Origin of the sequence: Halomonas sp. A3H3, from assembly GCF_000982975.1 — a bacterium.
GTDB classification, from domain to species: domain Bacteria; phylum Pseudomonadota; class Gammaproteobacteria; order Pseudomonadales; family Halomonadaceae; genus Vreelandella; species Vreelandella titanicae.
The window spans coordinates 4,431,225-4,450,893 of sequence record NZ_HG423343.1 but is presented as its reverse complement, the minus strand read 5'-3'; the positions used below and the strand labels follow the sequence as shown (position 1 = coordinate 4,450,893).

The following is a 19,669-nucleotide window of genomic DNA, read 5'->3' as shown; positions in this document are numbered from 1 at the left end:
GTGGCCCGTTATACCCTACGCCGACTGCTGCTAATGATTCCGACCCTTTTCGGGATCATGCTACTCAATTTTATTATTGTTCAGGCGGCGCCGGGTGGGCCAATTGATCAGATGCTGGCGCGTTTTGAAGGCGCCGACGCCATGGCCAGCACTCGCTTGGATATGGGGGGCGCCGATGTCCAGGTCAGCGATGACTCCCGAGGTGCCCGGGGCATTGATCCGCGCTTTATCGAGCAGCTGGAGCAGCAGTTTGGTTTTGACAAACCCGCCCACGAACGCTTTATCGGCATGATGGCGGATTACCTCACCCTCGATTTTGGCACCAGTTTCTTCCGTGACCGCCCGGTCACAGAGCTGATGATTGAGCGGCTGCCGGTTTCCATATCACTGGGGCTCTGGACGACACTGCTGGTCTATTTAATCTCTATCCCGTTAGGCATTAAAAAGGCGCTACGCCACGGCTCCCGGTTTGACGTCTGGTCGTCGGGGTTAGTGATTGTCGGCTATGCCATTCCGGGCTTCCTGTTTGCCATCCTGCTCATTGTCCTGTTTGCCGGGGGCACCTACTGGGACTTATTCCCTTTACGCGGTTTGACCTCACCCGACTTCGACCAGCTTTCAGCCTGGGGCAAGGTCAAAGACTACTTCTGGCATATCACACTGCCGGTTATCGCCGCCTCGATTGGCAGCTTTGCCACGCTGACGATGCTAACCAAAAACAGCTTTCTCGATGAGATTCACAAGCAGTATGTCATTACCGCCCGCGCCAAGGGGGCCGACGAGCGGCGCGTGCTTTACGGCCATGTGTTTCGCAATGCCATGCTGATTATTATCGCGGGTCTACCCGCCGCCATGATCGGTATTTTCTTCACCGGGGCGCTGCTTATCGAAGTGATCTTCTCCCTGGATGGGCTGGGCCTGCTCGGTTTCGAAGCGGTCATGCAGCGGGATTACCCGGTGATTTTCGGCACCCTATTCCTGTATACCGTGATCGGCTTAATCCTCAAGCTGATTTCCGATTTGACCTACGTGTGGGTAGACCCGCGTATCGATTTTTCGACTCGGGAGTCGTGATAATGGCCTCTTTATCATCACGTTTATCGCCTATCACTCGCCGTCGACTGTCCGCTTTTAAAGCCAATCGCCGTGCCCGGGTGTCACTTTGGTTATTTGCCACGCTGTTTATTCTTAGCCTGTTTGCCGAGCTAATTGCCAACGACAAACCGATCATCATGCAGTACGACGGCCAGTGGTACTTTCCCATGCTGGTGGACTACCCAGAAACCGAGTTTGACGGCTTTCTACCGACCCGAACGGACTATCTGGATCCCTTTGTTCAGCAACAAATTGATGATCATGGCTGGGCGCTATGGCCCATTATTCCGTTTTCATATCAGACCCTGGACATGAATATGACCCGCCCTTCTCCGGCCCCGCCGGATAGCCGCCACTGGCTAGGCACCGATGACCAGGGCCGGGATGTGACCGCACGGGTGATTTATGGCTTTCGACTCTCGGTAGCCTTTGCGCTGGTACTCACCGCAGGATCGCTAGTCGTCGGTGTCGTAGTCGGCGGAGTACAGGGCTACTTTGGCGGCAAAATTGATTTGATCGGTCAGCGAGTCACTGAAATTTGGTCCGGCTTACCGGTGCTCTTCCTGCTGATTATTTTAGCCAGCTTTGTTCAGCCGGGATTTTGGTGGCTGCTGGGGATTATGCTGCTCTTTTCGTGGCTGGGCCTGGTCGATATCGTGCGTGCCGAGTTCCTGCGTGCACGCAATTTGGAGTATGTGCGCGCGGCCAAAGCCATGGGCTTGCCGTCACGTTTGATCATGTGGCGTCACGTGCTACCCAATGCCATGGTCGCCACGCTGACGTTTATTCCGTTTCTGTTTACCGGCGCCATTGGCACCTTGACCGCTCTGGATTTTCTCGGCTTCGGCCTGCCGCCGGGTGCTCCCTCGCTGGGTGAGCTTGCTGCCCAAGGAAAAAATAATCTACACGCCCCTTGGCTGGGCATCACGGCGTTTATGACACTGGCCATCATGCTGTCACTGCTGGTATTTATCGGCGAGGGCTTGCGCGACGCCTTTGATCCCCGCCACGTACAACAGCGCCAAGCAGGCCCAGCCCAGGAGTCCCAGCATGCCTAATCCCCTGCTGCGCATTGAACACCTTGATGTCACTTTTGATAACACCCCAGTAGTGCATGCACTCTCGCTAACCCTCCATGCGGGTGAAACCCTGGCCATTGTCGGTGAGTCCGGCTCGGGTAAATCGGTATCGGCGCTGGGCATGGTGAATTTGCTGCCCAGTAATGCCAGCGTTCAAGGCGAACGCTGGCTAGGTGATACCAATCTGGCCACTTTAACGGAAACTGAGTGGAACACGGTGCGTGGCAATCGCGTCGGTTTTATCTTCCAGGAGCCGATGACCTCGCTCAACCCCCTGCATCGGGTGGGCAAGCAGATTGGTGAGGCCTTGCGACTGCATCAAGGACTGCGGGGCCAGGCGGCCCGGGAACGCTGCAAAGAACTGTTGGAACAAGTGAAACTACCGCGCCCGGACGAATTGTTGGATGCCTGGCCCCACCAGCTCTCGGGTGGGCAGCGCCAGCGGGTGATGATTGCCATGGCGATTGCCAACAATCCCTCACTGCTGATTGCCGATGAGCCCACCACCGCGCTGGACGTCACGGTACAGCAGGAGATTCTCGCCCTGCTGCGTGAACTACGCGATCATCATGGCATGGGCATGCTGTTTATCAGCCACGACTTAAACCTGGTGCGCCGCCATGCCGATCGCATTTGCGTGATGTACCAGGGACGTATTCAAGAAATCGGCCCGGTGGAGCAGGTCTTTCAGCACCCTCAAAGCGATTACACTAAAGCGCTACTGGCCGCTGAGCCGGAAGGTAGGCCCCAAGCTATAGAGCATACAGCGCCGCTACTGACCGCTCGTCAATTAAGCGTGAGCTTTAAGCGCCCTAAGACCGGCTTATTTAAGCGCCAGCCCCCTGCTTTTGTGGCGGTGCATCCAATAGATTTCCAAATCGCGCCAGGGGAAACCCTGGGCATTGTCGGTGAATCCGGCTCAGGTAAAACCACGCTGGCGTCAGCGGTCATGCGGCTGGTCACTAGCCAAGGCGATGTTACCCTTGGCAAGGATAAACTAAGCGCCCTAACCGGCGATGCGTTACGCCGCCACCGCCATCGCCTGCAAATGGTGTTTCAAGACCCCTATGGCGCGCTTTCACCGCGTATGCCAGTGTTTGATATCGTCAGCGAGGGGCTGCGCTTTCACTACCCCCATCTCACCACTGAAGAAGTCACCCAGCGGGTTAATCAAACGCTGCACGAGGTAGGTTTGCCCGAGAGCTGTGCCGCGCGCTACCCCCACGAGTTCTCCGGCGGTCAGCGCCAGCGCATTGCCGTGGCAAGAGCGATTATCTTAGAACCGGAACTATTGGTGCTGGATGAGCCAACCTCGGCGTTAGACCGTACCGTGCAGAAGCAGCTAGTCGCCCTGTTGCGCGATTTGCAGGCACGCCGTCAGCTAAGTTATTTATTCATAAGCCATGACTTAGCCGTTGTGCGTGCCATGGCACACCGTATTATGGTGCTCAAGGATGGCGAAGTGGTCGAACAAGGCCCCTGCCTAGAGGTGCTTTCAGCGCCACAGCACGCTTATACTCAAGCGTTGATTGCCGCTGCGCATCTGACTCACTAGTTCTGACTTACTAACTTTATCGAGTCACGATACTTGCTATTGTTGGTGGCAGAACTAAGATAACGGTATAAATATCCAGATAAAATAAAGCCGCTTACCCTTTTGGGAAGCGGCTAATAGAGACCTTAAGCAAGGACTCAGAAAAGCGCGATTTCGTCGGCGGTTAATTCTCGCCACTCGCCGGGCGCCAGGTTGGCATCCAAAGCCAAATCACCGATAGAGCTGCGGTGCAGTGAATTCACGTGATTGCCCAAGGCGGCAAACATACGCTTCACCTGGTGATAGCGCCCTTCGGTAATGGTGAGTTCTGCCTGGGTGGGCGAAAGCAGCCTAAGTGTTGCGGGCTGCGTCGGGGTCTCCTCTCCATCCAGCATCAGGCCATCGGTGACTTGACCAATCGCCCACTCCGCCGTCGCGCCTTCCATCGGTTCCGCTAGCTCGGCGATATACACCTTGGCGCAGCGATGGCGCGGTGACGTGACACGGTGCGACCACTGGCCATCATCGGTTAATAGCAGCAGTCCCGTGGTATCCACATCCAACCGCCCTACCGGCTGTAATCGATCAGCTTTGGGTAGATCAATCAGGTCGATTGCTCTTTGATAGAGCCCGCGACGGGCGTTACACTCAACGTCAACGGGCTTGTGCAGCATAATGTAGCGCAACCCTACCAGCGCCAACCGCTCGCCGTTGAGCACCACCACATCGTTATCGGTATCGATCTGGGTCGCCGACTGCTTGATCGGCTCGCCGTTGAGGGTTACCTCACCATTTTTGAGTGCCCGCTTAGCCAGGCTACGGGTTAATGGCGTGGTTTCACTCAAAAAGCGATCAAGGCGCATCATTAACCCACTCCTGGCAGCAGTTGAAAGTGGTCGGCATCTTGCCAGGCAGGAAATTTTTCACGAAAAGCATCAAGGGCAGTTTTATCCAGCGTGCCCGTCTCTATAAACGGGGTATGGGCAGGTTTATCAATTAACGCTTCACCTTTGAAGTCGACCAACAGGGAGTCGCCGCTGTAGGCAAGCCCTTTGGCATCTTCTCCAACGCGATTAACGCCAATCACATAGCTTAAGTTCTCTACCGCACGGGCTTGTAGCAGCGTACGCCATGGATGACGGCGCGGTGCTGGCCAGTTGGCGATACACAGCAGCGCATCATACTCGAAATGCTTCCCTTCTGCTGGCTGCTGACGCATCCACACCGGAAAACGCAGGTCGTAGCAAACGCTCAGCAGCAGCTTAAAGCCATTGAGCTCTACCACTTTACGCTCACTGCCCATACCGTAGCGCTCATGCTCACCGGCCATACGGAATAGGTGACGCTTATCGTAGTGGGTTAACACCCCCTCCGGCGTTGCCCAAATCAAGCGGTTATAAAACTCACCGTCCTCTTCGATCGCCACGCTGCCGGTCATCACGCAGTTGCGCGCCTTCGCCTGGGCCTGTAGCCAGGCAACGCTTTGACTTTCCGCCATCGGCTGGGCCATTTCGCGGGAATTCATGGTAAAGCCAGTGGCAAACATCTCAGGCAATACAATAAGATCCGTGTCGCGGCTATCCAGCTCGCCCAGCAACTTCTCAAGATGAGCGTGGTTGGCCTGGGGATCTTCCCAGCGCAGATCACACTGCACTAGCGTGTTCCTAAGTTGACTCACTTAACACCTCCAATTCGTCAGTCTCAAGACAACGTTTATGCTAGATTAGCATCTTTAAATAATGAGGCTGCTATGCTTCCTACTCCAACACGCGACCCAGATGCCGTCAAAGGCGTTATGTATGGGCTAACCGCCTACACCATGTGGGGCTGCTTTCCGCTATTTTTTGCCCTGTTTGACGGCATTCCCGCCTTTGAAATATTGATTCACCGTATCATTTGGGCGTGTCTATTTCTGGTCGGCTTGATTACCCTTCTGCGCCGCTGGCCGCCCGTTGTCACCGCATTGGGGGAACCCAAGCGGCTTGGTCGGGTGTTGGCCTGTGCGCTATTGATTGCGTTTAACTGGGGTATCTATATTTATGCAGTGGAGTCGAAGCAGGTATTGCAGGCGAGCCTGGGCTACTTCTTAACGCCATTAGTGAACGTCGCGCTAGGCATGCTGGTACTTCGGGAAGTGATGGCCAAGCTGCAGCTGGTCGCCTTGGGCTTGGCCAGCGTGGCCATTGCCACGCAATTTGTGATGCTGGGTGAACTGCCCTGGCTTAGTCTACTACTGGCGTTAAGCTTCGGCAGTTACGGCCTGTTTCGTAAGCAGGTGCCACTGGACGGATTATCGGGACTGTTTGTGGAAACCCTGTTGCTATTCCCCCTCGCCCTGATCGCCTTGACCTGGTTAAGCTGGAACGGCAGCTCGCATTTTCTTCAAGATACGTCATCGACTGGCCTGCTGATCGCCAGTGGGGCTTTGACCGCGCTGCCGTTAATGGCCTTTGCCGGCGCGGCACGCCGGTTGCGTTTGGCAACCCTGGGCTTTTTGATGTACATCAACCCCAGCATTCAGTTTCTGATTGCCTTAACCGTGTTCGGCGAGCCCCTGGGCCTTATTCAGTTGGCAACGTTTGTGCTTATTTGGATCGGGCTCGCGCTCTACTCCTGGTCGGCATGGCAATCACGCCCGCGCTACGCTACGGCTGGTTAGTGCAAGCGGTGGTACTGGGGCGGCCTCTGACTGCAACGCAGGGGGAGTCGCTATATCACGCTCAGGCTGGTAGCCAACCCGGAATCCGCCCCAGTGCTTACCCTGCACATACACCGGCACAGAGAGGTCGTGCATGATTTCGCCGGTATCGCGCTTGTAAGTTTGCAGTAGCAGCGGCTTTTCATGAGCCCCACATCGGCTGCCCGTCGGGTCATCGAAAATGCGTTTGTTGCGGCAGAACTTTAAATCGTGCGCGTAGTCACCGGTTGGTGCAAGACTGACCGCTTTGTTATGGGTCGGCACATAGCCTTTACGGTCACAGGCAATGGCATAGCTTAAGCTTAGCTGCGTGAGCAAAGGCTCTTGCAAATCGGGCAGGTACCTATCAGTGAAACTATCAAAGCCGGTTTTATATTGCGGCGGCTGCGTACCCGGAATCTGTTCATAATGGGGCTGGAATAGGTGGGTGTCTGAAAGCTCCCCGCGGGCAATCGCTTTTTCCAGCAGCTTACCCAACTTATCGGCGGTTAATCGTGCAGCGTGGAATACCTGCTGGTGGCGACCCTCCAAATGCTGTTGAGCCAGTTCACCATCGACCCCTTCGGCAGCCTCCATCAATGCCCGGGCCTGCTCGGCCAAATCATGCATATTACGATTGCCTTCATCGACATCATCTTCCAACTGGCTCAGGCTGTCCGCCACGGTTTGACTATGTTGGCGAGTGTTTTCCATGGCATCGGCAACACGGGTAATTTCCCTCTGCACTTGGTCGAATTCTTGAGTCATCGTACCCAGACTGTTGCCGACCACTTGTAGCCCCTTGGAGCGCTTGCTGATACGGGTCATTAACTGGCCCATAGTGGCGACGACCGACTGGCCGCTCTGATGCATATCCTTAACCAGCTCATCGACACTTTGCGTTGCGGTAGAGGTCTTGAGTGCCAGGTTGCGCACTTCGCCGGCGACGACTGCAAACCCTCGCCCGTGTTCACCCGCTCGGGCCGCTTCAATTGACGCATTGAGCGACAGCAGATGGGTTTGTTCGGCGATATCCTCAATCATGGAAGTAACGTTACGTACACGCTCAATTTTATCGTTCAGCGCGGTCAGCATTTCCAGCGCTTGGTTTGAGCGGTCGGCAACATCGCTCATGTCCTGAATAATATCGTCCAGTTCAGCATGGTTGTGATGACTGGCCTCCCGGGCGCTCTCTGCCAGCGCTGCCACTTGGCTGGCGCTGGCACTCACCTGCATAATGGCTGCATTAATGGCCGTCATGCTCGATGAAGCTTCACGAGCCATGGTTTCTTGCTTTGAGAGGCGCTGATCCATCAGATCGGCATAGTGCGACACTTCTGCCGAGGCAATCGCTGTGCTGCTAGCGCGGTTCATTAACCTGTAGGCCATGGCGCGAAGCGAACGGTAATCACGCAGCGGCTTAAAGCCAAGCCGATGCTGTTCCAGGCGACGTTGGTCGGCTCGGTAGACGCCTTCCAGTACGCTGAGTAGCATAGCGCCACCGCCTAGCGCGGCGAATAGAAGTGCCAGATAACGCCAGAGCCCTCCTTGTATGGCAAGCCCTATCGACAGCACTACAAACAGCACCGGAACACACAATCGCAGTAAGCGCATGAGCTGTACTCTTTTATTGATGTTATTGAGTATCGAAAATACTACTTCTGAGGGGTTCAACCCCCTTTGCGACTAAGCTTAGCGTGTAACGCTTATGAAAGAAGTAGCACTTTGGGGGAAGGAAGTAGCACTTTTGGAGAAGACACAAATCCTATAAGCGCTTGGTCATCATTGGGTTACCGCAGTAAAAATGAATATAAGCACTGCAATGAAATGGAATATCCCTTACTCTCTTGGTTCTGCCACTTCTACAACACCAGGACCCCATGCTAAAGCGCTACTTGCCGATCCTGACATGGCTCCCCCACTACCATAAACGCCTATTGGGGGCAGACCTTTTGGCGGGCTTGATCGTCACCGTGATGGTCATTCCCCAATCGCTGGCCTATGCGCTGCTAGCCGGGCTACCCGCGGTAGTGGGGCTCTACGCCAGCATCCTGCCTCAACTGATCTATACCCTGTTTGGCACCAGTAAGACCCTCGCGGTCGGGCCGGTGGCAATCATCGCGCTGATGACCGGTGCCGCGCTCTCCTCAGTAGCAGCCGCGGGTACGGAGACCTACTTACAGGCAGCGCTGATCCTGTCACTGCTTTCCGGTGGCATGCTGGTCGTGATGGGGCTGCTGAAAATGGGCTTTTTCAGCAACTTTTTAAGCCACCCGGTTATCTCCGGCTTCTTAACGGCGTCGGGTATTTTGATTGCGGCCAGCCAGCTTGGCAGCCTACTGGGGGTTGAGAGCAGTGGCTTTACCCTGGTGGAACGTCTTATCACCCTGGTACCAAACTTAACCACCTTTAACTTACCCACCCTACTGATTGGCAGTGGAACCCTGCTGTTTTTGATTGCCATGCGGCGCCACGGTAAAGCCGCCCTGCTCACGCTGGGCCTGCCACGCACTCTGGCGGACTTGATCGCCAAAGCGGGGCCAGTCTTTGCGGTCGTGATTACCACCCTGGTGACCTGGCATTGGCAGTTGGCCGATAAAGGCGTCTCCGTAGTAGGGCAAATTCCCGGTGGTTTACCCTCGTTAAGCTTTCCTTGGGCGGACTACTCGCTATGGCGGGCACTGCTAATCCCAGCGCTGCTGATTAGCCTGGTCGGCTTTGTGGAGTCGGTCTCCATGGGCCAGATGTTGGCCGCTAAACGGCGCCAGCGCATCTCTCCCAATCAGGAACTAGTGGGCCTGGGCGCCAGCAATTTAGCCGCCGGGTTTTCCAGTGGTATGCCGGTAACCGGTGGTCTGTCCCGCACCGTTATTAACTACGATGCGGGTGCGCAAACACCTGCCGCCGGTGCCTTTGCGGCGCTAGGTATTGCGCTGGTCACCATGTCGTTTACCGGTTGGCTCTACTATCTGCCCATCGCGACCCTGGCCGCAACAATCACCGTCTCGATTTTGACACTGGTAGACATCCCCATGCTGCGCCAAACCTGGCGCTACTCCCGCAGCGACTTTGCCGCCATGGCGGTGACGATTCTACTCACGCTGTGCGAAGGCGTTGAAGCCGGCATCATTAGCGGTGTGACACTTTCTATTGCGCTATTTTTGTACCGCACCAGCCGCCCCCATAGCGCCTTGGTAGGTCGTGTGCCCGGTACCGAACATTTTAGAAACACTACCCGCCACGATGTCGAAACGGTCAATACCGTTGCCCTCTTGCGCATCGATGAGAGCCTCTACTTTGCCAACGCACGCTATTTGGAGGACACCGTTTATAACCTGGTGGCGAGCCAACCCGAGCTTGAGCACGTTGTGCTGATCTGTTCGGCGGTCAACCTGATCGATGCCTCGGCCCTAGAGAGCCTGGATGCTATCAATGCGCGCTTAAAAGACTCCGATGTAAAACTGCATTTATCCGAGGTAAAAGGCCCGGTGATGGATCAGTTGAAGAAAAGTGACTTCCTAGAGGCGCTTACCGGACGGGTATTTCTAAGCACCTACGCCGCTTGGCGAGAATTCTCGTAGCTGGATAGCACTCACCATTACTCTGAAAACCAGGCAATTGCCTGGTTTTTTTATGCCGGTTGTTTACTAACGGACGCCGCTGCTAACAACGGCATTGACAGCCACCCAGCGGCTTCTCTACTATCACTCGACCATTTAGCAAAATACAATACCGCATAGCAAAACACTCTAAGTTAAATAGCAACCAGCCATAACCATCAACGTCACTACAACCACAATAAAGGAGCATCCCAATGCGCCCCTTCGCTCACCGCCTACTTGTTGCCGCCTTACCTCTATCGTTACTCGGCGCAGCAGTCAGCCACGCTAGTGAAATTGAACTGCCCGGCACCATGGCCTGGACAGCCTATGGCACCAACTCAAGTGGCTATGCTCAGGCCGTCGCCATCGGCAATATGCTGCAGAACAAATACGATTCGTCTGTACGTATTCTGCCGGGTGATAACGATGTATCACGCATGACGCCGCTCAAGCAGGGCCGCGTTGACCTTTGTGCCTGCGGGATCGCCAGCTACTACGGCGCGGAAGGTGTAATGATGTTTGCCGACCGTGACTGGGGCCCTCAGCCGCTACGCGTGATTACCACTTCCACCGCCTCTTTTGGCCTCTCTCTTGCGGTCGCGGGCGACCTGGACGTTGAAACGCCCGCTGACCTGGCGGGCAAACGCATCGCCTATATCCGTGGCGACGATGCGCTCAATAAAGGCACAGAGGCGTACCTCGCCTTTGGCGGTTTAACCTGGGATGACGTAGAGCGGGTTGATTACCCCGGCTACGGCCGCTCGTTCGACGGCATTATCGCTGGCGATGTGGATGCCTCCTTTACCACAACGGTCACCCCGCCCGCCCAGCAGTTGGCCAGTAGCCCTCGCGGCATTAGCTGGCCGGTGCTAGACCCCAACGACGACGAAGGCTGGGAGCGTATGGCTGCGGTGGCGCCCTACTTCCGCCCTCACGAAGTCACTTCCGGGGCAGGCGGCATCAGCGCCGAAAACCCGGTGCCTAGCGCTAGCTACCCTTACCCTATTGTTGTCGCCAACCAAGACCTGGACGACAACGTGGCTTATGGCCTGATCAAGGCCATGCAGGAAAACTTTGATGACTATAAAGACAACGCTCCAGGCGCACTTGGCTATGCACTAGAGCAACAAGATCTTCAATGGGTAGTGCCGTTCCACGATGCGGTCGTGGAGTACTACAAAGAAATCGATGTATGGACTGATGAAATGCAGGCTCATCAGGACAAGCTCGTTGAGCGTCAGAACGTGCTTTTAACCGCCTGGGAAAGCTTTATGCAGGACGCACCCAGTGAGGACGAGGCATTTACTACCGGCTGGATGGAAGCCCGTGCCACCGCGCTGAGCGATGCCGGTTTCGAACCGATCTTCGAGTGATACACCACGGGGCGGCACTTGCCGCCCCCTGCTGATTGACGGATGTCCCCCATGACCACAGATACCTCGCCTGCCAATAATCAGCAGGTTAAAGAAAAGATCAGCCAAATTCGTCAGCTTCCTCCTGCGCTACGCTGGATTCCCGCCACGGTCACCGTCATTTTGATGGCGATGACCCTGGATTATCTGTTTAACGTTGGCTTACTGACTTTCGTTACGGGTCTGGAGACGCAGTTCTACTACGCCGTTGTGGCGCTGCTGCTACCGCTGGTGTTTTTGCTTTGGCCCATGCGCAGTCGCCAACAAGAGCAGCCCATTCCCTGGTATGACTACACGCTGAGCGCCATCACGCTTATCGTTGGCGGCTATTTTGTTTACAACGCAGTGCCCATTTTGGAGCGCGGCTGGGCCTTTTCTGCACCCGAAATCGCCATTTATGCCAGCTACGCCTACTGGCTGCTGATTATCGAAGCAGCACGCCGGGCGGGTGGTTTACCCATTGCGATTATTGCCGGGGTATTCTCGCTCTATCCGCTGGTGGCCGATATCGTCCCCGGCCCTATCCAGGCGTTTCCTTCCACCCTTGAACAAACCGCCATGTACCACACCATGAGTACCGAAAGCATCATGGGGGTGCCGCTGCAGGCATTCGCGGGCCTGGTGATTGGCTTTTTGGTGTTTGGTGTCGTGCTGCAGAAAAGCGGCGGCGGTAAGTTTTTTATTAATCTGGCCTTTGCGCTGCTGGGTCATGTACGCGGCGGCCCTGCTAAGGTGTCGATTTTCTCCAGTGGCCTGATGGGCTCCATGAGCGGCAGCGTGATCAGTAACGTACTCACCACCGGCGTGCTGTCGATTCCCGCCATGCGTCGTATCGGTATGAGCCGCTCCTTTGCGGGCGGTGTAGAAGCCTGCGCCTCAACCGGCGGCGTATTGATGCCCCCTGTTATGGGCGCCACCGCCTTTGTCATGGCGATGTTTCTGGACATCCCCTACTCCGCTGTGGCGCTGGCCGCCGTGATTCCATCAATTCTGTATTTCCTGGGTCTGTTTATTCAGATTGATGCCTACGCTGCCCGCCACGACATTAAAGGCTTACCCGCCGTTGAGCTGCCTTCGCTTTGGCAAACTCTCAAAGAGGGGTGGTACTTTATTTTTGTCTTTGCGTTATTAGTCTGGATGCTGCTGATTATGCAGCGCGAAGCCGTAGCGCCTTTTTACGCCACCGCGCTGCTGTTAGTGCTGAACCAGCTTTCCAAACATAACCGCTGGGGCTGGAAGGATGTAGCCGATACGCTGTCGTCTGCGGCCAAGCTGTTTGCCGAGTTAATCGCTATTTTGGCTGGCGTGGGCATGCTGGTGGGTGCACTTTCGATGACCGGCCTTTCCGGCACCATCGCTAACGACTTTATCAATATTGCCGGTGGCAGCGTGCCGCTGCTACTGATTATGGGCGCCGTGACCAGTTTCGTACTCGGCATTGGCATGACCGTGACTGCCGCCTATATTTTCCTTGCCGTTGCGCTAGCCCCCGCGCTGATTCAAGGCGGAGGGCTGGATCCCATGGCCGTACATATGTTCATCCTTTACTGGGGCATGCTGAGTTTTATTACTCCGCCGGTCGCACTCGGTGCCTTTGCCGCCGCCACCGTGGCCGGTGCCCGGCCCATGGAAACGGGCCTGCAGGCCATGCGCCTGGGTAGCGTGATCTATTTTATCCCCTTCCTCTTTGTGCTTAATCCGGCGTTGATTATGCAGGGCGCACCGCTGGTGATCGTGGCCGTGTTTATCCAGGCCGTGCTCGGCATCATTCTGTTTGCCTCCGCCATGCAAGGCTACCTGATGGGGGTTGGTCGACTGGGCTATGGCGCGCTGCAAGAGATCGTGATTCGTGCCCTGATACTGATCGCTGGCCTGCTCCTGGCGCTACCGGGTGGTGGGATGGTGCCGCTTAGCCAGTGGGAATTGATCGGTCTGGCCGCAGCCGCGCTGGTACCCGGTGTTTTGATGGCACGCTTAAGCCAGCGCCACAATCGGCGTTCGCAAAGCGCCTCTGCTGCGTAACAGATGGGGCGCCAAGCGTACTCTTTTCAATTCACTATCATGCGAAATACGAGAGCCTAACTATGTCCGTTCATTATCAGCGTCACGGCGATATAGGCGTTATTCAAATAGCCAACCCGCCGGTCAATGCCTTAAGTCACGCGGTACGCAGTGGCTTAGTCGATGCGCTTAAAGAGGGTGTTGCTGACGCAGATGCTAAAGCGCTGGTCGTGCTCGCCGATGGCCGCACCTTTATTGCCGGGGCAGATATTCGTGAGTTTGGTAAGCCGCCTCAAGCCCCTCTGCTGCCCGATGTGATTAACCAACTGGAAGCCTGCCCAAAACCGCTGATTGCCGCCCTGCACGGCACAGCCCTGGGCGGTGGATTGGAAGTGGCTTTGGGCTGCCACTATCGAGTGGCACTGGCGGGAACCCGGGTGGGTCTTCCGGAGGTTAAGCTGGGTCTACTGCCTGGCGCTGGTGGCACCCAGCGTTTGCCGCGTTTAGTAGGCGTTGAGCGCGCCTTAGAGATGATCACCAGCGGGCGTTTTGTGGAAGCAGAAGAAGCACTTGAGGCAGGCATTATCGACGCCATTAGCAGTGCTGAAACACCGCTTGAAGCGGGTTTAGCTGTGGCCCAAGCAGTGCTTGCAGACAACCCAATGGCACGTGTTACGGGCCAACTGCCAGCGCCAGCGGCTAATCCCCAGGCAATCTCCGCTATGTTGGAACGGCTGAATCAAGACGCTGCCGAACTCTTCTCACCGTTTCGCATTGTGGAAGCTGTGGAGGCCTCTGTGACGGCTGAATCACTCCAAGACGGCCTGCGCCGTGAGCGGGAGCTGTTTTTGGCCTGTATGGACTCCCCTCAACGCGCCGGACTTATTCATCTCTTTTTCGCTGCGCGTAGCCCCCATGTGGTGCCTGAGGTTGAGAAAGCCGACGCGTTTAAACACGTTGCGCTAATCGGCGAAGATCCACTGTTTGAGCGCCTGCAAAAAGCCGCACAAAAGGCGGGTATTACCCTAACCAGTGCACCAGACAACGCTACTGAGCTTTACCTGTTGGCGCCAAATGCAGCGAGGGAATCAGGCACAGCGCTCCCTACCATCGCACTAGAAAACATTGGCATCAGCCGCGGCAGCGATAGCGCGCTAAGCCTTATCGTTGCTGAAAACGGCAGCATGGTAGAGCTGGTCAACTTAAGCGCAGAGCCACTTACCCAACAGCGAGCGGCACTCACTCTTAAAGCATTGCGGTTAAACGTTGTGGTCAGCCGACAGCAAAGCCTTCTGAATACGCTGCAACTTGCTAGCCAGCAGGCTACAGCGAGCGACAAACAAACTGCCCTTGAACAGGCGAGCGTCGGCATCGCAAAGAACGGCTTCTGCTACCGCGAGAGCGATATCGATTTGTTGGCGGTGGAAGTACTGGGATACCCGCGTCACTTAGGTGGGCCTCACCGTCAATCAACCCTTAAGGACACCCCCCTATGAACCTCACCTTTAGCCCCGAAGAGCAGGCATTTCGCGAACAGGTTCGCCGTTTTCTAGCCGATGCACTGCCCAGCGATATCAGCCAGCGCGTGCGCTTGGGCCGCCATCTGCGCGCTGATGACTACCTGCGCTGGCAGAATATTCTTAGCGAACAGGGTTGGTTGGCGTCTAACTGGCCAAAAGAGTTCGGCGGCCCAGGCTGGGGGCCGGTACAGCGGCATATTTTCGACGAAGAGTGTGCTGCTGCCCATGCACCTACAGTCGTACCCTTCGGCGTTAACATGGTGGCTCCCGTCATCATGAAATTCGGCACTGTCGAGCAGCAACAGCACTACCTGCCGCGCATTTTGAGCAATCAGGATTGGTGGTGCCAAGGCTACTCAGAGCCCGGCGCTGGCTCTGATTTAGCGGGCCTAAATACCCGCGCCGTGCGTGATGGCGACCACTATATCGTCAATGGTCAGAAGACCTGGACCACCCTGGGCCAGCACGCCAACATGCTGTTCTGCCTGGTACGCACCGACCCAGACGCCAAGAAGCAGGCGGGCATCAGCTTTCTGTTGATTGATATGCAGACACCGGGTATCACCGTGCGGCCAATTATTACCCTTGATGGTGCCCACGAAGTTAACGAAATCTTTTTAGATAACGTGCGCGTACCCGTCGACAACCGCGTCGGTGAAGAGGGCCAGGGCTGGACCTGCGCTAAGTTCCTGCTCACCCACGAACGTACGGGGATTGCGGGGCTTGGTCACGCCAAGCAGGCGCTGCGCCACTTGAAGTCGCTGGCGAGCCGGATTCAGCATCGCGACAAACCGCTGCTGGAGCTACCCAGCTTCCGTCAGCGGGTGGTGAAAGCGGAACTCGAACTAATGGCGCTGGAAGTGACCAACCTGCGCGTGATTGCCGCTGCCCAAGATGGCGGTGTGCCCGGCGCAGAGAGCTCGCTGCTAAAAGTGCGCGGCTCCGAGCTTCGCCAGGAGCTAAGTGAGCTTACCCGGCGCGCCCTGGGCCCTGCTGCGCTGCCATTCTTCCCCGACTTCCTGCATGGCGAAGGCAGCCTGGATGACGAGCGCGCCCAAAGCGCGGCCGCCAGCGCCCAGTATTTCAATCGTCGCAAGCTGTCGATTTATGGCGGCGCCAATGAAATACAAAAAAGTATCGTCGCCAAAACCATTTTAAACATGTGAGGTCACCATGGATTTTGCTTTAACCGACGAGCAGCGCATGCTTGAAGAGACGCTCACCCGCTTGGTGGCCGACCAGATTTCTCCCGAGCAGCGCCGCACTATGCTGGCCGCTGCCCCAAACGGCTCTTCTGCACTATGGCGCACCTTTGCCGAGCTGGGACTGCTGCATATGCCCTTCAGCGAAGACGTTGGCGGGCTAGGGGGCGATGGCACCGACCTGATGATTATTATGCAGGCACTGGGACGAGGCTTAGTGCCCGAACCCTATCTGGCTGGCCTAGTGCTGCCCGGACAATTACTGGCGCTTACCGCCAACAGCGAACAGCAAACCCGGTGGCTAGCCCCACTGCTTGAAGGTGAGCATCAGTTGGCGCTTGCTTGGCAGGAGATTGGCGCCCGCTACGACGCCTTTACGGTAGCTACCCAAGCTACCCAGCAAGGCGACCAATGGCAGTTAAATGGTAAAAAACACGTGGTACTTAACCTTGAAGCCGCTGCGGCTACGCTGGTCAGCGCTCAATTAGCCAGCGGCAAGCTAGGGTTATTTATTGTGCCAGCGGATGCACCGGGCACATCTACGCACCTATATCGCACTATCGACGACCAGCCCGCCGGCGATCTGACCCTGGACAGCGTCACGCTGCCGTTAACCAACTGCCTGAGTGAAGATGTTAGCGATGTGCTAGCGGAGGTACTGGCTGTTGGTCGCGCAGCGCTCTGCGCCCAAGCCATCGGCGCAATGGAGGAGGCCTGCGACCAAACGCTCGCTTATTTAAAAGAGCGCAAGCAGTTTGGCGTACCGCTTTCGACCTTTCAGGCCCTGCAGCACCGCATGGTGGATATGCACTTGCACCTGGAGCAGTCCCGCTCCATGGCGATTTTAGCCGCCACTAGCCTCGCGCTCCCTGCAAGCGAACGGGATTACAAAATTGCCGCGGCCAAAGCCTACTGTGGTGAATCAGCTCGCTTTATTGCCGAACAGGCGATCCAGCTGCATGGGGCGATGGGTATGACCGAAGAGTGCTATGTCGCTAGCTACGCCAAGCATCTGGTGATGTTCGATCACTACCTGGGCGACAGCGACTACCATCTCGAAACGGTCAGCGAGCTGTTAAAGGTTGCCTGAGAACGTTGCCAGAAAAGTTAATTAGGGAGCGATACATGTCAGATTACGTCGGCAAGTTAGTGACTGTCAGCGCTATTGAAAACGGTATCGTCGAAGTCGCCATTGCACGTCCAGAAGTACGCAACGCTCTGAATGAAGCCACCGCTCTGGCACTCAATGAAGCGCTGGCGGCGGTGGCGGACAATGAGCAAGTTCGCTGTGTGATTCTACGCGGTGAAGGTAGTGCATTTTGCGCCGGCGCTGACCTGGCAGAGTTTGAGAAGGCAACGTCTCAGCCTGCGAGCGAACGGCTGGAAACGCTCTTTCTGCCTGCCCTGCGTAGCCTAATGGCAATGAATAAGCCGGTGATTGCAGCGGTTAGCGGTGCGGCTGCGGGCATCGGTGTTTCCTATGTGCTCGCCAGCGATATGGTGGTGATGGGCCACTCCGCCTACCTGAAGCTTGCCTTTATCAATATTGGGCTCATCCCTGACGGCGGTGCCTGCTGGCATCTGGTGCGCCAGCTTGGCCATGCTCAGGCGTTTGAAATGGCCGCCTTGGCAACCCCCATTTCGGGTGAGCGCTGCGTCGAACTCGGATTGGCTAACCGCGTCGTCGAAGATAACCAAGTGCTAGACGAAGCTTGGTCGTTGGCGCAAGCACTGGTGAGTCAATCGTCCCAGGCGTTAAGCGCTACCAAACGCGCCTTACGGGAAGCTGCCCAGCGCCAGCTAAATAACACGATGCAATTAGAGGGCGAGCTTCAAGATCAGTGCAAGGCGTCGGAAGATTTTCACACCCGGGTGGCGGCGTTTCGTCAAAGCCGCCGTAAATGATCTAACGCTTTCTGGTAATCCTGGCGCAGCGTGGCCACTTCTTCGGCCACGCTGTGCATAGAGGCAATAGCGCCTACGCCCTGCCCCGCGCCCCAGATATCCCGCCACGCTTTTGCCTTACTGCTCCCCCCTGAGCCATAACGCATAGCGGTTTTATCACCTTCAGGCAGCGCATCAGGATCCAATCCCGCCTGCTCGATACTTTGCCGCAGATAGTTACCGTGCACGCCGGTAAACAGGTTGGTATAGACAATGTCGCCTGCCGCTGCGTCCAGCACCATCCGTTTATAGGCCGCTTGAGCGTTTGCCTCTTGGGTGGCGATAAAGCGCGTGCCCATATACACCAAGTCCACGCCTAGCGCCTGGGCGGCAACGATCTGTTCACCTTTGCTAATCGCCCCCGCCAGCACTAACGGGCCATCGTAAAAGCGGCGCACCTCCGCCACAAACGCAAAGGGGTTTAACCGCCCGGCATGGCCGCCCGCGCCGTGGCAGACCAGTATCAGCCCATCAACTCCCGCATCGATCGCTTTCTTGGCGTGCCTCAACGTGGTCACATCGTGAAACACCAGCCCGCCATAGGCATGCACCTTTTCCACCACTTGATTAGGCGCGTGCAGACTAGTGATGACCAGCGGCACCTTGAACTCGGCGCATAACGCGACATCGTGCTCTAGACGATCATTGGTGGGGTGCACAATTTGGTTCACCGCAAAGGGCGCTGAGGGTTGTTCGGGGTGCTGCGCGTCATAGTCGGCCAGGGTTTGAGTGATCTGCTGTAACCACTCACGTAATACGTCAGCAGGTCGGGCGTTGAGCGCGGGGAAAGCACCCAGAATGCCCGCTTGGCACTGGGCAATCACCAGTTCTGGCCCGGAGACGATAAACATGGGTGAACCGATCACCGGCAGGTTTAATGAAGCGGTTAGACGCGTTAGCATGGGAAACTCGCTGGTTGTTATTGTGAGGCAATACTGCAAAAGGCTCCACTGAGCCTTTCAAGAAGATGTCACACTACAATGGCATGGTCGGAACAACCCTACGCGGGGGCGCTGTGAACCCATCCATGGGCGCTACTTTCGCCATCTGACCGCCATGGATGGCGGAAATGCCAGAAACGTCGGGAACTTTTTCCGGCCATGGCGAAAGACCCCCGCTACGGGTTGTTCCGACCAATACGTGGATGCCAGAAGCATTTACAGCTTGCTCTCAAGCTCGGGCAGGATCTCAAACAGATCCCCCACCAGGCCGTAATCCGCCACCTGGAAAATCGGTGCTTCGTCGTCTTTGTTGATCGCGACGATCACTTTGGAGTCTTTCATGCCCGCCAGGTGCTGGATGGCACCGGAAATGCCCACGGCGATATACAGATCCGGGGCAACGATCTTGCCGGTCTGGCCAACCTGCATATCGTTGGGCACAAAGCCTGCGTCGACGGCGGCCCGGGAAGCACCAATGGCAGCGCCCAGCTTGTCGGCGATGCCGTCGAGCAGTTTGAAGTTCTCGCCATTGCCCATACCACGGCCACCGGAAATCACCACCTTGGCACCGCCCAGTTCAGGACGATCCGACTGCGCCAGTTCCTCCTTCACAAAGCTGGACTGGCTGTTGTCCACCACTACGTCGACGGTTTCAATCGTCG

Annotated in this window: 16 protein-coding genes; 11 read left to right on the top strand and 5 right to left on the bottom strand. The window is 56.4% G+C overall.

All coding sequences use genetic code 11. The annotated features are described in order from the left end of the window. From HALA3H3_RS20150 to HALA3H3_RS20140, 3 genes are read left to right on the top strand one after another with little or no spacing between them, the layout of a single operon-like run. Entirely contained in the window at nt 1-1,074 is a 1,074-nt protein-coding gene (locus HALA3H3_RS20150; RefSeq protein WP_007114307.1) for a microcin C ABC transporter permease YejB, read from the top strand. Nucleotides 1,075-1,076: 2 nt separating this feature from the next. Beyond that, nucleotides 1,077-2,153 (top strand): ABC transporter permease, encoded by a 1,077-nt coding sequence (locus HALA3H3_RS20145; RefSeq protein WP_022523344.1) that lies wholly within the window; start codon nt 1,077-1,079, stop codon nt 2,151-2,153. Further along, nucleotides 2,146-3,729 carry an ABC transporter ATP-binding protein gene (locus tag HALA3H3_RS20140; protein ID WP_022523343.1) on the top strand — a complete coding sequence of 528 codons (1,584 nt, stop codon included), beginning with the start codon at nt 2,146-2,148 and terminating at the stop codon, nt 3,727-3,729. The genes HALA3H3_RS20145 and HALA3H3_RS20140 overlap by 8 nt, the downstream gene beginning before the upstream one ends. Before the next feature lie 137 nt (nt 3,730-3,866). Here the strand turns inward: HALA3H3_RS20140 and HALA3H3_RS20135 are convergent, their stop codons facing one another. Then, nucleotides 3,867-4,571, bottom strand: a complete 705-nt coding sequence (locus HALA3H3_RS20135; protein ID WP_041159510.1) for a pseudouridine synthase — start codon at nt 4,569-4,571, stop codon at nt 3,867-3,869. A 2-nt stretch (nt 4,572-4,573) separates the two neighbouring features. Then, the gene (locus HALA3H3_RS20130) at nt 4,574-5,386 is read right to left on the bottom strand and encodes an amidohydrolase (protein WP_041159503.1); all 813 of its coding nucleotides are present in this window, start codon (nt 5,384-5,386) and stop codon (nt 4,574-4,576) included. Between the two features lie 72 nt (nt 5,387-5,458). On the opposite strand from HALA3H3_RS20130, the gene rarD reads away from it, so the two are divergent. Further along, on the top strand, nt 5,459-6,367 hold the full coding sequence (gene rarD / locus HALA3H3_RS20125) for an EamA family transporter RarD (RefSeq protein ID WP_022523340.1): 909 nt from the start codon (nt 5,459-5,461) through the stop codon (nt 6,365-6,367). Here rarD and HALA3H3_RS20120 read toward each other — a convergent pair. Beyond that, nucleotides 6,338-7,999, bottom strand: coding sequence for a methyl-accepting chemotaxis protein (locus HALA3H3_RS20120; protein WP_022523339.1), 1,662 nt, complete (start codon nt 7,997-7,999; stop codon nt 6,338-6,340). The genes rarD and HALA3H3_RS20120 overlap by 30 nt on opposite strands. 266 nt (nt 8,000-8,265) lie before the next feature. Between HALA3H3_RS20120 and HALA3H3_RS20115 the strand changes: the two genes are divergently transcribed. The 7 genes from HALA3H3_RS20115 (at nt 8,266) to HALA3H3_RS20085 (ending at nt 18,027) form a co-directional block, all read left to right on the top strand. Then, nucleotides 8,266-9,966 (top strand): SulP family inorganic anion transporter, encoded by a 1,701-nt coding sequence (locus tag HALA3H3_RS20115; protein WP_022523338.1) that lies wholly within the window; start codon nt 8,266-8,268, stop codon nt 9,964-9,966. Nucleotides 9,967-10,199: 233 nt separating this feature from the next. Further along, a complete protein-coding gene (locus HALA3H3_RS20110; RefSeq protein WP_022523337.1) occupies nt 10,200-11,360 on the top strand; it encodes a TAXI family TRAP transporter solute-binding subunit in 1,161 nt (386 codons plus the stop codon). Between the two features lie 51 nt (nt 11,361-11,411). After that, entirely contained in the window at nt 11,412-13,421 is a 2,010-nt protein-coding gene (locus tag HALA3H3_RS20105) for a TRAP transporter permease (protein ID WP_022523336.1), read from the top strand. A 62-nt stretch (nt 13,422-13,483) separates the two neighbouring features. Continuing rightward, nucleotides 13,484-14,896 carry an enoyl-CoA hydratase/isomerase family protein gene (locus HALA3H3_RS20100; RefSeq protein WP_022523335.1) on the top strand — a complete coding sequence of 471 codons (1,413 nt, stop codon included), beginning with the start codon at nt 13,484-13,486 and terminating at the stop codon, nt 14,894-14,896. Continuing rightward, nucleotides 14,893-16,086, top strand: a complete 1,194-nt coding sequence (locus tag HALA3H3_RS20095) for an acyl-CoA dehydrogenase family protein (RefSeq protein WP_022523334.1) — start codon at nt 14,893-14,895, stop codon at nt 16,084-16,086. Before HALA3H3_RS20100 ends, HALA3H3_RS20095 begins: the two co-directional genes overlap by 4 nt. A 7-nt stretch (nt 16,087-16,093) precedes the next feature. After that, nucleotides 16,094-17,212: an acyl-CoA dehydrogenase family protein gene (locus tag HALA3H3_RS20090; protein WP_022523333.1), complete on the top strand. Its 1,119-nt coding sequence runs from the start codon at nt 16,094-16,096 to the stop codon at nt 17,210-17,212. Nucleotides 17,213-17,247: 35 nt separating this feature from the next. After that, nucleotides 17,248-18,027 carry an enoyl-CoA hydratase/isomerase family protein gene (locus HALA3H3_RS20085; protein ID WP_022523332.1) on the top strand — a complete coding sequence of 260 codons (780 nt, stop codon included), beginning with the start codon at nt 17,248-17,250 and terminating at the stop codon, nt 18,025-18,027. Here HALA3H3_RS20085 and HALA3H3_RS20080 read toward each other — a convergent pair. Together HALA3H3_RS20080 and HALA3H3_RS20075 are read right to left on the bottom strand one after the other, a co-directional pair. Beyond that, entirely contained in the window at nt 18,009-18,968 is a 960-nt protein-coding gene (locus tag HALA3H3_RS20080) for an NAD(P)H-dependent flavin oxidoreductase (protein WP_022523331.1), read from the bottom strand. The genes HALA3H3_RS20085 and HALA3H3_RS20080 overlap by 19 nt on opposite strands. 255 nt (nt 18,969-19,223) lie before the next feature. Then, nucleotides 19,224-19,669 (bottom strand): electron transfer flavoprotein subunit alpha/FixB family protein (locus tag HALA3H3_RS20075; protein WP_199105101.1); only part of this gene is annotated, 446 nt, incomplete at its 5' end.

Excerpts from the sequence above, each read along its gene's own strand:
- HALA3H3_RS20145 (WP_022523344.1), top strand. The coding sequence starts at position 1,077 with ATGGCCTCTTTATCATCACGTTTATCGCCTATCACTCGCCGTCGACTG.
- HALA3H3_RS20140 (WP_022523343.1), top strand. The coding sequence starts at position 2,146 with ATGCCTAATCCCCTGCTGCGCATTGAACACCTTGATGTCACTTTTGAT.
- HALA3H3_RS20135 (WP_041159510.1), bottom strand. The coding sequence starts at position 4,571 with ATGCGCCTTGATCGCTTTTTGAGTGAAACCACGCCATTAACCCGTAGC.
- rarD (WP_022523340.1), top strand. The coding sequence starts at position 5,459 with ATGCTTCCTACTCCAACACGCGACCCAGATGCCGTCAAAGGCGTTATG.
- HALA3H3_RS20120 (WP_022523339.1), bottom strand. The coding sequence starts at position 7,999 with ATGCGCTTACTGCGATTGTGTGTTCCGGTGCTGTTTGTAGTGCTGTCG.
- HALA3H3_RS20115 (WP_022523338.1), top strand. The coding sequence starts at position 8,266 with ATGCTAAAGCGCTACTTGCCGATCCTGACATGGCTCCCCCACTACCAT.
- HALA3H3_RS20110 (WP_022523337.1), top strand. The coding sequence starts at position 10,200 with ATGCGCCCCTTCGCTCACCGCCTACTTGTTGCCGCCTTACCTCTATCG.
- HALA3H3_RS20105 (WP_022523336.1), top strand. The coding sequence starts at position 11,412 with ATGACCACAGATACCTCGCCTGCCAATAATCAGCAGGTTAAAGAAAAG.
- HALA3H3_RS20100 (WP_022523335.1), top strand. The coding sequence starts at position 13,484 with ATGTCCGTTCATTATCAGCGTCACGGCGATATAGGCGTTATTCAAATA.
- HALA3H3_RS20095 (WP_022523334.1), top strand. The coding sequence starts at position 14,893 with ATGAACCTCACCTTTAGCCCCGAAGAGCAGGCATTTCGCGAACAGGTT.
- HALA3H3_RS20090 (WP_022523333.1), top strand. The coding sequence starts at position 16,094 with ATGGATTTTGCTTTAACCGACGAGCAGCGCATGCTTGAAGAGACGCTC.
- HALA3H3_RS20085 (WP_022523332.1), top strand. The coding sequence starts at position 17,248 with ATGTCAGATTACGTCGGCAAGTTAGTGACTGTCAGCGCTATTGAAAAC.
- HALA3H3_RS20080 (WP_022523331.1), bottom strand. The coding sequence starts at position 18,968 with ATGCTAACGCGTCTAACCGCTTCATTAAACCTGCCGGTGATCGGTTCA.